This window comes from Streptomyces sp. NBC_00328 (genome assembly GCF_036139655.1).
Lineage (GTDB): Bacteria > Actinomycetota > Actinomycetes > Streptomycetales > Streptomycetaceae > Streptomyces.
On sequence record NZ_CP108013.1, the window covers coordinates 3,413,804 to 3,426,047 of the forward strand.

The following is a 12,244-nucleotide window of genomic DNA, read 5'->3' on the forward strand; positions in this document are numbered from 1 at the left end:
CGGTTCCCCGCCGGCCCGGCGACATGGATCACAGACGGGCCTCCGTGGGGGCGGCTCCGTCCGTCCCGTCACGCCTGCGTACGCGGCCTTTATGTGCGCTGCGCGGCGGGCCGCATACACCACGTGACGGGGACGAACGGGCCTAAGGTCGCTTTTCGGCCCGCCTCCGGGTGGGCCACCGGGTCCGCCCCGGGCGACCCACGGGTCACCTGTGCGAGCCCCCGGGCCGCCCCCGGGCGGGCCCGTCCCTGTCCCCGGCGAAAGGAAGGCCCTTGCCGACCGCGACCCCGACAGCCTCCGCCGTACGCCTCCCCGCTCCCGCCCGCCCCGCCTCCCCCGAGGTCACCGTCACCGACCCCGCGCTGGTCAGGCGCGCCGTGAAAGCGGCGGCGCTCGGCAACGCGATGGAATGGTTCGACTTCGGCGTCTACAGCTACATCGCGGTGACCCTGGGCAAGGTCTTCTTCCCCTCGGGCAACCCGACCGCCCAGCTCCTCGCGACCTTCGGCGCCTTCGCCGCGGCCTTCCTCGTCCGCCCGCTCGGCGGCATGGTCTTCGGCCCGCTCGGCGACCGGATCGGCCGCCAGAAGGTCCTCGCCCTCACCATGATCATGATGGCGGCCGGCACCTTCGCCATCGGTCTGATCCCGTCGTACGCCACGATCGGCGTCGGCGCTCCGGTCCTGCTGCTCGCGGCCCGTCTGGTGCAGGGCTTCTCCACCGGCGGCGAGTACGCGGGCGCCTCGACCTTCATCGCCGAGTACGCGCCCGACAAGAGGCGCGGCTTCTTCGGAAGCTGGCTGGAGTTCGGCACGCTGGCCGGATACATCGGCGGCGCGGGTCTGGTGACCCTGATGACCGCCCTGCTGTCCACCGACGACCTGCTGTCCTGGGGCTGGCGCGTGCCGTTCCTGATCGCGGGCCCGATGGGCATCGTCGGGCTGTATCTGCGGATGCGGCTTGAGGAGACCCCGGCGTTCGCCGCGGAGCTCGAGAAGTCCGAGGCCGGCCGTCCGAAGGTGCCGCTGCGTGAGATGGTCACCGGCCAGTGGCGCACCCTGCTGCTGTGCATGGGCCTGGTGCTGGTCTTCAACGTCACCGACTACATGCTGCTGTCCTACATGCCGAGCTACCTGACCAGCGAGCTCAAGTACGACGAGACGCACGGTCTGCTCGTGGTCCTCGGCGTGATGGCGCTGATGATGGTCGTGCAGCCGTTCGCGGGCGCCCTGACCGACCGGATCGGCCGCCGCCCGGTGATCGCCGCGGGCTGCGCCGGCTTCCTCGCCCTGTCCGTCCCGGCCCTGCTGCTGATCCGCCAGGGCAGCCTGCTCGCCGTCGCGCTCGGCATGGGCGCCCTCGGCCTGCTGCTGGTCTGCTTCACCGCGGCGATGCCGGCCGCGCTCCCGGCGCTCTTCCCGACCCGGGTGCGCTACGGCTCGCTCTCGATCGGCTTCAACGTCTCCGTCTCGCTCTTCGGCGGAACGACCCCGCTGGTCGTCACCGCCCTCATCGGAGCGACCGGGAACATGATGATGCCCGCGTACTACATGATGGCCGCGGCCGTGATCGGCGGTGCGGCGGTGTGGTTCATGACGGAGTCGGCGGGCCGGCCGCTGCCGGGCTCGGCACCCGCCGTGGAACCCGCGAGCCGCTGACATCCATGCGGCCCGAAAGCCGTCGGCGCGCGGGGCCCGAAAGCCGTCGGCGCGGCCCCGGCCCCCGCTGGCACGCGGGAGCGCCGACGGCTAGGTTCGGTCCCGGAAGTCCTCAGCGCATCCAACCGGACAGGTCCTAGGCTATGAAAGGCCCGGTGCATGAGCGAGTCGCAGCTCTGGAACGACGTCGACGACCACTTCACCAACCTCCTGGCCCCCGCCGACGAGATCCTCGCCGCCGCGCTGCACGACAGCGACGCGGCCGGACTGCCCCCCATCAACGTCGCGCCGAACCACGGGAAGCTGCTCCGGCTGATCGCCGAGATCCAGGGCGCCCGCCGCATCCTGGAGATCGGCACGCTCGGCGGTTACAGCACCATCTGGATGGGCCGCGCGCTGCCGGCCGACGGTCGGCTGATCACCCTCGAGTACGACCCCCGGCACGCCGAGGTCGCCCGCGCCAACCTCGCGCGGGCGGGCCTCGACAAGATCGTCGAGGTGCGGGTGGGTCCCGCCCTGGAGACCCTGCCGAAGCTGGCGGACGAGAATCCGGAGCCGTTCGACCTCGTCTTCATCGACGCGGACAAGGTGAACAACCCCCACTACATCGAGTGGGCGGTCCGGCTCACCCGGCCCGGCAGCGTGATCGTCCTCGACAACGTGGTCCGCGGCGGAGCCGTCATCGACGGGTCGAGCACCGACCCGAGCGTGCTGGGCACCCGGGCCGCGCTCGAACTGATCGCCTCCCACCCCAAGTTGAACGGCACGGCGCTGCAGACGGTGGGCATCAAGGGGTACGACGGGTTCGCCCTGGCCCGTGTGGAAGCCTGACCCCCGGTCCCGCCCCGCACCGCCGCACCGCTCCTAGAGTTCGTGGTAGAAGCCCACGTTCACGGTGTTGGGCCCGGTGCGGTCCTGGATGACGAGCTCACCGGAGCCGCCCGCCGGGAGTCTGGCCGTCCCGCCGTACGGAAGCGGCTGGGGCTGCAGCCCCGTCAGGATCAGCCGGACCTCGGAGGACGGCTCCGCGTGGGAACCCCGGAGCCAGGTGACCTGCCAGGAGCCGTCCGGGCCGCACTGGAACTCCAGGTGGACCCGGGAGACGAACAGCCAGTCGTCGGGGGTCGCGAGACGGCACACGGCCCGGTCCCTGCCCACCCGCAGCATGGCTCCGGGATCGCTCGGCGCGTCGGCCATCTGCATCCCGGCCGTCGCTCCGGCGTCCCCTCCGGACACCGAGGCCATGGTGAGTTCGAGCAACGCGCGCTCCTTCGTGAGGTGCTGGTCCAATTGTCCCGCCGGGGAACGTCGTTGCCCCGTCGCCGCCGCATGATAATTCGACCTTTCCCCTCGCCGTGTGACCTCCGGCACAATGGACTCATGACCGAGCGCAAGCCACCCGGTGTCAGCTTCGAGTCCTGGGTCGACCGACAGATCCGCCAGGCGGAGGCCCGCGGCGAATTCACGGAACTCCCCGGCGCGGGCAAGCCGCTGCCGGAGGTCACCGACACCCCGTACGACGAACTCTGGTGGATCAAGCGGAAGATGGCCCGCGAGGGGCTGTCGGTCCTGCCGCCCACACTGGCCCTGCGCAAGGAGGCGGAGGACGTGCTCGCGGCGATTCCCGCGCTCCCTTCGGAGCGGGCGGTACGGCGGGCCGTCGAGGACATCAACGCCAAGATCCGCGAGGTCATGTTCAAGCCGCCGCCCGGGCCTCCGCTCGGGCTCAAGCCGTACGACGTGGAGAAGATCGTCGGGGAGTGGCGCGCGGCCCGCGAGAGCCCGGGGCCCGGCGGCCCGGGGCCCGACGAGCGGGGAGCCACCGGATCCGCATGAGCCGGGACGGACGGCGGAACGCCGGAGGCGGTCCGGCCCGGAACCGTCGGCACCGTCGGCACGACGAACCCCGCGGCCGCCCCCGGACAGGACCGAACGGCAGGACGAACCTGAGCCCGACGGGCCGACGGGCCGACGGGCCGACGGGCCGACGGGAGAGCTTGCGCCTGGCGTGGTGAGGCGGCGCGAAGGGCGTGAGGCCGCGTCCCGGGGCATGGTCCGGGACGCGGCCTCACTTTTCGCCGGGGAGGGTGTCGGAGCAGGCTCAGAGCCGCAGGAGCCGCTCGGTCATCTCGCGGTAGTCCCGCAGGGCGAGCCGGAGCCGCTCGGTGTCGGGGTCCGTCGCCTTGCCCTCGCCGCCGGACTGCCAGGACGTACGCAGGTCGCGCCGCCGCCGGGTCACGGCTTCCGTGAACCGGCCCGCGAGTTCCTCCAGCACATGGTCGGCCTCCTCGACGGAGGCCTGCGGCCCGTCGACGAACCCGCCGACCGCGTGCCGCATCCGCAACGAGAACTTGTCGTGCTCGTCCAGCGGCAGCATCCGCTCGTCCCGCCCGGCGGAGTCGCCCGCACGGTCCTGGGTGTCCGCCGACCCGCCCCTGAGCGCTCCCCCGGCGTCACGGGGCACGGGGCGCGGCCCGGGGCCTTCGAGGGCCCCGGACGCGCGGGATGCGGGGCCGGTGCCCGTACGCCCCGCACGGCCGTCGCCCGGGGCCTCTCGCTCGTCGATGTCGGCGCCCGTCGTCGCGCGGGCCGTCGCACCGGTCCCGGCCGGGCGGACTGTCCGGTCGTCACCGTCGGTGGCACGGCCGCCGTTCCTGTCCGGGGTGCCGTTCTTGTCGGGGGTGCCGTTCCTGTCGCGGGTGCCGTTCCTGTCCGGGGCGCCCGGAGCGGTCTCGGTGGGCACGGGGTCCACCTGGCCCTTCAGGGCCTCGCGGCGCGACACTTCCTCGGCCTCTCCGCGGTTCTCGTCCGCCCGGTCGTCCGAAGAACGCCCGGCGGGTACCGGGGTCACACGGCCCTTCATGGCAGCGGCCTCGCGGGACGGGGTCCGCTCGGGATCCTGTTCTGGCTTCATGGTGCTCACCTTCTTCAACTCCCCTTCGCCTGACGCCTGGTGAAGGACCAGGGAAGGTGGGAGCGAGTGTCGGGGGTGGAGTTCCTGGTGCTGTTCTCACTGCTCGCGCCGCTCTCGGCGCTCTCCGTGTGCCCGGTGCTCTCGGCGCGCCCTGTGCGCCCGGTACGCTCCGTCGGCTCCGCCTGCTCGGTGCGCCCGGCGTTCGCCGGTGTCGGCTCGGGCTCGGCGCTCCGGGCGTCCTTGGTCAGGGCGAACCGCTCGCTGCGCTCCGGACGGGCGGCCGGGGGCTCGCTCACGTCGTCCGTGTCGCGCGCCCGGCCGGGCGAGGTGTCCTCGCGGGTCGGGGTCAGCAGGTCGTCGAAGAGGTCGCGCGCCTCCAGCATGGCCTCGCGCAGCTTCTCGGTGTCGACGCCGCCGTTCCCGTTGCCGCCGGTGCGGGCCAGTGCGGCCCGGTGCACGCGGCGGTAGCCGTGGACGTGGTGTCCGTGGTGGACGGAGAGCGCGGACACCTGTTCCTCGTAACGGTCCCCGTCGGGGAATCCGCGTGCTCCGGCCAGCTCGCCGAGCAGCCGGTCGGCCTCGGCCACCGCCTCCCGGGGCGAGTCGACGAAGCGTTCCTGGGCGGCCGTCCAGCCGGCCGCGTACCGTTCCCTGGCCGCGGGTTCCAGCGGCCGCGCCCGCAGTGCGCCGTGCCGCTTCACCCGCTCGTTGAGGTCGCGTTCGGCGGCCTGGGTGTCGCCGTCGTGCCGGGCGACGGTCCGGTCGTACTCCGGTCCGAAGCGCCGCCGCAGGGAGCGCCCGCCCGGCGGCCTTCGGGCGCGGAGGGTGAGGGCGGCCGCGACAACGGCAACGGCCGCCACGATGATCAGAGCGACGATCACGCCTGTGGACATGGGTGCCTTCCCGGGTTCTCGACCCAACGGGCCGGTTCCTGGACCGGGTTGCCCGGAACCCGCTCCTCAAACGGCCCCCGTGACGGCGCGAGCCGTCAACGCCCCTTCCCCGTCGCACTGTTCGGACGAGCTCGTTATCCGGTTGCGCGCCGGGGGCGGCGCCCACCGACAATGGCGCCCATGACCCGATCTCCGTCCGGCACACAGGGCTCCTGGAGCGTGACCCCGGAACCCTTCGACTCCCCTGCCGCCCAAGCCCTGTGGCGGGCGTACTACACGGAGGTCAGCGACCGGTGGTATCGGGTGTACGAAGGGCGTACGACGGATCCCGACGAGCTGGAGCGCGAGATCGCCGCGCACACGGGCTCCGAGTTCACTCCGCCGGCGGGTGTGCTGCTGGTCGCCCGCCACGACGGTGAGCCCGGCGGCACGGCGGGGGTGCGGATGCTCGACGCCACGACGGGCGAGCTGAAACGGGTCTTCGTCCGCGCGGACCTGCGCGGCAAGGGCGCGGCCCCGCTCCTGCTGGCGGCCGCCGAGACGGCCGCCCGTGACCTGGGCGCCCGGCAGCTCGTCCTCGACACCCGCTCCGACCTCGTCGAGGCGCGGGCCCTGTACGCCCGGCACGGGTACGAGGAGACCCCGGCGCACAACGACGAGACCTACGCCGAGCACTGGTTCCGGAAGGATCTGGCCGGCTGACGCTCAGCCCATTTCTCCCTCGGGCCGGCCGAGCAGCGTGCGCTCGTGGGGGCGTTCCGCGTCGGAGCCGCACATCTCTTCGTTCAGCTCCTCGACCAGCTGGGTGAGGTCCGTCGGGCGGTCCGGTGTCCACCAGTCGCCGAGGAGGTCGGAGAAGGACTCCTCGCGGGCCCTGGACAGATTCCCGGCGGCCGCGCGGCCCTCATCGGTCAGGACCAGGTCCAGGCCCTCGCGGCGGACGAGCCGGCGTTCCTCCAGCTGGCGGGCGGCGGCCAGGACGACGTCCAGGGGCACGGCACTGTGCTCGGCCAGGAGAGCGGGTTCGGCCCACCCGTACTTCTTGATCCGCAGCAGCAGCCAGCTCGCCGCCGGCAGCAGGTCGTAGCCCGCGCGCGCGGTGATCTTCTCGTAGATCTCGCGGCGCCCCTCCCGGGTACCGAGCACGGACAGCGCCCGGCACACCTCGTCGTACGACGACCGCTCGACCGGGTTGCTGGCGAGCGTCTCCGTGACGTCGGGGGCCGTGACGGAGCCGCGCAGCTTGTCCTCGCGCAGGAACCAGGCCAGCACGAAACCGAGCAGGGCGACCGGGGCGGCGTACAGGAAGACATCGGTGATCGATGTCGCGAACGCGTGCAGGACGGACGGCCGCAGGTCGGCCGGCAGCTGGGCGATCCCCTTCGGGTCGGCCTTCAGGGAGTCCGTGGTGATGCCGGGGGGAAGCTGCTGCCCGCCCAGCGCCTTCGTCAGGTTGTCGCCGAGGCGGCCCGCGAAGACCGTGCCGAAGATCGCGACGCCGAACGAGGCGCCGATGGACCGGAAGAAGGTCGCCCCGGAGGTGGCGACGCCCAGATCCTCGTACGACACCGCGTTCTGCACGATGAGGACCAGCACCTGCATGACCAGGCCGAGGCCCAGGCCGAACACGAAGAAGTACACGCTCATCTCGCCCGTGCCGCTGTTCTCGTCGAGCTGGTGCAGCAGGAGCAGACCGAGGGCGGTGACGCCGGTGCCGGCGACCGGGAACACCTTCCAGCGGCCGGTACGGCTGACGATCTGACCGGAGACCGTGGAGGACAGCAGCAGCCCGAACACCATCGGCAGCATGTGCACGCCGGACATCGTGGGCGAGACGCCCTGCACGACCTGGAGGAACGTCGGCAGATAGGTCATCGCGCCGAACATCGCGAACCCCACGATGAAGCTGATGATCGCGGACAGCGTGAACGTGTGGACCCGGAACAGCTTGAGCGGCAGCACGGGTTCGGCCGCGCGCCGCTCCACCGCGACGAAGGCGACACCGAGGACCACGCCGAGGATCACGAGCCCGATGACCTGCGGCGAGCCCCAGTCCCAGGTGGTGCCGCCCAGCGAGGCCACCAGGACCAGGCAGGTGGCGACCGCGGCGATCAGGAACGTACCGGCGTAGTCGATGACGCGCCGTGCCGACTTCCTGGGGATGTGCAGGACCGCGGCGATCACCACGAGCGCGACGACACCGACGGGCAGGTTGATGTAGAAGACCCAGCGCCAGCTCAGATGTTCCGTGAACAGCCCGCCGAGCAGCGGCCCGAGCACACTCGTCGCGCCGAACACCGCTCCGAACAGCCCCTGGTACTTGCCCCGTTCACGCGGCGGGACGAGGTCGCCGACGATGGCCATCGACAGCACCATCAGCCCGCCGCCGCCGAGTCCCTGCAACGCGCGGAAGCCGATCAGCTCACCCATGTTCTGCGACATGCCGCACAGCGCCGACCCGATCAGGAAGATCACGATCGCCGTCTGGAAGAGCTTCTTGCGGCCGTACTGGTCGCCGAGCTTGCCCCACAGCGGGGTCGCCGCCGTCGACGCGAGCAGGTACGCCGTGACCACCCAGGACAGGTGCTCCAGGCCGCCGAGGTCGCTCACGATGGTCGGCAGCGCGGTGGACACGATCGTCTGGTCCAGCGCGGCGAGCAGCATGCCGAGCAGCAGGGCGCCGATGGACACGAAGACGCCGCTGCCGTGCACGGTGTCCCGGGCGTCGGTCGCCGCCGCGCTGCGGCGGCGCACCGCCGACTCGCTCACCTCGACCGAGTCGTGCAGTCCGGGCGGCTCGCCCGTGCCGCCGCCCGCCGACGCCTCCACGCCTTCCGGCCCCTGGCCGGACGGTGTGTCGGAACCGTGCGCGTCCCCGGTCATGCGGCCTCCCTGAGCACCGAGGGTCCAGGTCACCCTCCATCCTGATCGGTGTGTCCGGTTATGGCCTGTCGAGCCAACCGGAATCCGCGATTCAGGGGGGCTGCTTGAAGGTTGTATGAAGGTCGTCCGCATAATCACTGGAGCTTTCAGGGGGGAGGGACCCACTCGTGACTGAACCGACCGGGCATGTCTGCCCCGAGTGCGCCGCACACCGGGCGCAGGACGGCACCCCGTCCTGCGCCTGCACCCGCAGGGCGTCCGACGCCCTGCGCGACGAGCGCTCGGCGGAGGCCGCGGCGGCGGAGGACTTCAACCCGCTGCGCATACGGCCCTACGTAGAACTGGGCCCGGAGTACTCCGGGCACATCGGAGGGGGCTGGGAGCCTGCCGAGAGCGCCGGCGCACCGGGTCCGGCCGGCACGGCCATGGGCCCCTGGCAGGCCGCCCCGACGGCCGGAGAGCCCTGGGCGGCCGCCGAAGCGGGCACCTGGACGCCGGAGGGCACCTGGGCACCCGTGGGCGCCCAGGGGGCGTCTCCGGGCGGCGGGGGTTGGGCGGCCGCTGCCACGCCGGTGAACGGCGACGACCCGCGCTTCCACGGCGGCACCCCGGCCGGCGGCGTCGAGCCGACGGGCTCCATGGCCGGCGCCCAGCCGGTCGGCGGGATGCCGATGCCGGCGGACGGAGAGGACGCGGCCGCTTCGACCATGCAGCTCGCCGCGATCCCGGCGGACGCGACCATGCGGCTGGCCCCGGTACCGGCGGACGCCGCCCCGCGCTCGGCACCGTTGCCGCCCGAGGTGGCCACGCCGTCGGCACCGATGCCGGCGGACGCGACCATGCGGCTGAAGGCGCTCCCCTCGGACGCGCGCGCCACCGACGTCCGCCTCTTCCACGAGAACGCGCGCGCCTCGGGGCCCGGCCAGGAGGCCTCGCCCGCGGGCCGGGCCGGGCGTCGCCGGCGCAGCGGTGTCCTGGCCGTCACCGGAGTCGTGGTGACCGTGATGGCCGCGGCGGGGGTGGCGAGCGGTCTGCTCTCCCACGACCCTCCCGCGCGCGACGAGGGTCAGGCGAAGGACGTCAGGGCGAGCGCCCCGGACGTCCTGTCCGACACAGCCTCCGCGGTGCCGTCGGCGAGCGCGTCCTCGTCGGAGTCCGCCTCGGCGTCCGCGTCGGCCTCATCGAGCACGAGCACGAGCGCGTCGCCGTCGGCGTCCGAGTCGGACACGTCGGCGTCACCGTCCTCGTCGGCCACGGCGTCGGCGGCGTCCGCGCGCCCGAGCCCGACAGCGACCGCGACGGGATCCGTGGCGTCCACCGGGGGCGGCGGTTCGAACGAAGTGGCCGGGCCCACCCTGCGGCGCGGCGACAGCGGGTCCGAGGTGACCGAGCTCCAGCTCCGGCTGAGCCAGCTGAGGATGTACATGCGGAAGGCCGACGGCCAGTTCGACCGCCACCTCGAAGACGCCGTGCGCTGGTACCAGTGGACGCGGGGCATCTCAGGAGACGACCCCGGGGTGTACGGCCCGGCCACACGGGCGAGCCTGGAGTCGGAGACGTCGCAGCCGTAGCCCGGGAGGTCCGTGCGGGTTCGCTGCGCCGGCGTTTGCGGTGCGGGTTCGGTGGGTGGGTCGGGGCCGTGCCGGTACATCAGCCCGTCGCCGTTGGATGAGGCGTGGCCGTCGGTGGCGACGGGCATCGATGTACCGGCACGGCCCCTTCCGCCGGATCCCGGCTGCGGGTGCACGGCCGCTTGGGTGCCGTCCCTCACGTGCGTGATTTTCAGCCCCTCCGGCGTTTGAGGAGCGGGGTCCGGGGCGGAGCCCCAGGGGTGATGGGGGTCCCCCTGGTCGAGCGAAGCCGAGACCTTGGGGGAGGGTAGGGGCGGAGGGGGCGAAAAACCCTGCGCCCAGCCCGGCTCCCGTCACCCCCGGAGGGGATCCGTACCCTCAGCCGGTACGAAGGACCTCAGCCGATGTGAAGGCGGACGGTCCCGTCTCCGACAACCTCGACGCGGACCTCGGTCAGATCGCGTACGAGCACATCCGGCCCGTGGATCCCTGCTCGGGGACCGACCCCCACGACCCGCATCCCGGCGGCCAGCCCCGCGGCGATCCCCGCTCCGGAGTCCTCGAAGACGACACAGTCCTCGGGCGCGATCCCCAGCTCGGCCGCCCCCTTCAGGAAGCCTTCGGGATCGGGCTTGCTGGCACCGACGGACTCGGCGGTGACACGGACATCGGGAAGTCCGAGACCGGCCGCGGCCATCCGCCCGCTGGACAGCGCCACATCCGCCGAGGTGACGAGCGCGTGCGGCACTCCGGCCAGGGAGGCGAGGAACTCCGGCGCACCCGGGATCGCGACGACGCCCTCCATGTCGGCGGTCTCCTCGGCCAGCATCCGCGCGTTGTCCGCGTGGTTCTGCTCCATGGGACGGTCCGGCAACAGCACCGCCATCGAGGCGTACCCCTGCCTGCCGTGAACGACCTTCATGACCTCGTCCCCGTCCAGCCCGTGCCGGTCGGCCCAGCCGCGCCAGCAGCGCTCGACGACGACGTCCGAGTTGACGAGGGTGCCGTCCATGTCGAGCAGGAGGGCGCGGGCGGTCAGAACTGTGGTGGCCGTGGTCATCGGCAGGCTCCAAAACGCAGACAGGGGGACAAAAGCACCCCCGGGAAACAAGGCGGCCCCGCCCGCCGGTCAGGGAGTGCGGACGGGAACCACTTTGTTCCTACAACATACAAAACAACGCCGCCCAGCGCCACCGGCCCCACCCCAGACACCGGCCCCACTCCCCTCCGGGGGGCGACGGGAACAAGTCCGGACGCAGGGTTTTCGCCCCCTCCGCCCCTGCCCGTCCCGTACCTGGGGCTCCGCCCCAGACCCCGCTCCTCAAACGCCGGAGGGGCTGGATCTTGCCCCGCGGCCAAAAAACTGGCCCGGACGGACTGGATCTCGCACCCGCAGTCGGCCGCGCGCGGGAGGGGCCGTGCCGGTACATCGATGCCCGTCGCCACCGACGGCCACGCCTCATCCAACGGCGACGGGCTGATGCACCGGCACGGCCCCGACCCACAACGCACCCGGCACCGACACCCGCAGACGCCGGCGCAAGCGAACCCGCACAGACACCGCCCCGGCAACACCCCCAACCCCTGATGAAGCCAGCGCAGCGAACCCTCAGGCAGCCACAGCCTCGTACAGGCTCCAAGCCCCCAGCCCCAGCATCAGCACAGCCGCCACCTTGGTGATCAACGACAGCGGCACCCGCTTCATCAGCGCCTTGCCGCCCACGATCCCCAGCCCCGCGACGGCCCACAGCCCCAACACCGCGCCGAGCCCCACCGACAGCGGGTCGTCGTACCGCGCGGCGAGGTTCGCCGTCATGATCTGCGTGAGGTCGCCGAACTCGGCGACGAGGATGAGCATGAAGCCCGCCCCGGACACCTTCCAGAAGCTCTGGTTCGCCGGCTTGCGGACCTCCTCCTCGTCCTCGTCCTTCTTCATCAGCAGCACCGCGGCGCCGCCGAGGAAGAGCACACCGGTGACGGCGTGCACGATCTGCTGCGGCAGCAGTGTCAGCACACTGCCCGCCGCGACGGCGAGCGCCACATGGACGGCGAACGCGGCGGCGACACCGACGAAGACGTACGAGGCGCGGTAGCGCGTGCCGAGGACAAGGCCGGCGAGCGCGGTCTTGTCCGGCAGCTCGGCAAGGAAGACGACACCGAAAACGAGCGCCATCACGCTGAAGCTGATCAAAATCCCTCAATCGGTCGGGCTGCCCCGCCGAGAGTGTTGCGATTGCGCGTGCTGTGACTGCGCGACACCTCGGCACGGCAGCACACAGCAACGCCCGCACCGGGAGGCGCGGGCACAAGCGCCCACGCCGGAAA

General features: G+C 72.4%; 10 protein-coding genes and 1 pseudogene. 5 read left to right on the plus strand and 6 right to left on the minus strand.

All coding sequences use genetic code 11. The features are described from left to right. The first annotated feature begins 272 nt into the window (after window positions 1-272). On the plus strand, window positions 273-1,658 hold the full coding sequence (gene proP / locus OG485_RS14960) for a glycine betaine/L-proline transporter ProP (protein WP_328668809.1): 1,386 nt from the start codon (window positions 273-275) through the stop codon (window positions 1,656-1,658). Window positions 1,659-1,817: 159 nt separating this feature from the next. Further along, complete coding sequence (locus tag OG485_RS14965) at window positions 1,818-2,489, plus strand: O-methyltransferase (protein WP_328668810.1); 672 nt, start codon at window positions 1,818-1,820, stop codon at window positions 2,487-2,489. Window positions 2,490-2,522: 33 nt separating this feature from the next. On the opposite strand, the gene OG485_RS14970 is transcribed toward OG485_RS14965, so the two are convergent. After that, window positions 2,523-2,918 carry a hypothetical protein gene (locus OG485_RS14970; RefSeq protein WP_328668811.1) on the minus strand — a complete coding sequence of 132 codons (396 nt, stop codon included), beginning with the start codon at window positions 2,916-2,918 and terminating at the stop codon, window positions 2,523-2,525. 120 nt (window positions 2,919-3,038) lie between these two features. Here OG485_RS14970 and OG485_RS14975 point away from each other — a divergent pair, with 120 nt between their 5' ends. After that, the gene (locus tag OG485_RS14975) at window positions 3,039-3,494 is read left to right on the plus strand and encodes a J-domain-containing protein (RefSeq protein ID WP_328668812.1); all 456 of its coding nucleotides are present in this window, start codon (window positions 3,039-3,041) and stop codon (window positions 3,492-3,494) included. Between the two features lie 265 nt (window positions 3,495-3,759). Here the strand turns inward: OG485_RS14975 and OG485_RS44030 are convergent, their stop codons facing one another. Continuing rightward, the gene (locus OG485_RS44030) at window positions 3,760-4,572 is read right to left on the minus strand and encodes a hypothetical protein (protein WP_443048699.1); all 813 of its coding nucleotides are present in this window, start codon (window positions 4,570-4,572) and stop codon (window positions 3,760-3,762) included. Between the two features lie 272 nt (window positions 4,573-4,844). After that, window positions 4,845-5,465 (minus strand): annotated as a pseudogene (locus OG485_RS14985) (hypothetical protein); the annotation flags it as partial. 180 nt (window positions 5,466-5,645) lie between these two features. Between OG485_RS14985 and OG485_RS14990 the strand changes: the two are divergent. Next, the gene (locus OG485_RS14990) at window positions 5,646-6,167 is read left to right on the plus strand and encodes a GNAT family N-acetyltransferase (protein ID WP_328668813.1); all 522 of its coding nucleotides are present in this window, start codon (window positions 5,646-5,648) and stop codon (window positions 6,165-6,167) included. Window positions 6,168-6,170: 3 nt separating this feature from the next. Here OG485_RS14990 and OG485_RS14995 read toward each other — a convergent pair whose 3' ends face one another. Next, a complete protein-coding gene (locus OG485_RS14995) occupies window positions 6,171-8,348 on the minus strand; it encodes a DHA2 family efflux MFS transporter permease subunit (RefSeq protein ID WP_443048700.1) in 2,178 nt (725 codons plus the stop codon). Between the two features lie 167 nt (window positions 8,349-8,515). On the opposite strand from OG485_RS14995, the gene OG485_RS15000 reads away from it, so the two are divergent. Next, complete coding sequence (locus OG485_RS15000) at window positions 8,516-9,919, plus strand: peptidoglycan-binding protein (protein ID WP_328668814.1); 1,404 nt, start codon at window positions 8,516-8,518, stop codon at window positions 9,917-9,919. A 397-nt stretch (window positions 9,920-10,316) separates the two neighbouring features. Here the strand turns inward: OG485_RS15000 and OG485_RS15005 are convergent, their stop codons facing one another. Together OG485_RS15005 and OG485_RS15010 are read right to left on the minus strand one after the other, a co-directional pair. Then, entirely contained in the window at window positions 10,317-10,979 is a 663-nt protein-coding gene (locus tag OG485_RS15005; protein ID WP_328668815.1) for an HAD-IA family hydrolase, read from the minus strand. Between the two features lie 549 nt (window positions 10,980-11,528). Beyond that, a complete protein-coding gene (locus tag OG485_RS15010) occupies window positions 11,529-12,110 on the minus strand; it encodes a TMEM165/GDT1 family protein (protein WP_326788064.1) in 582 nt (193 codons plus the stop codon). Window positions 12,111-12,244: the final 134 nt, after the last annotated feature.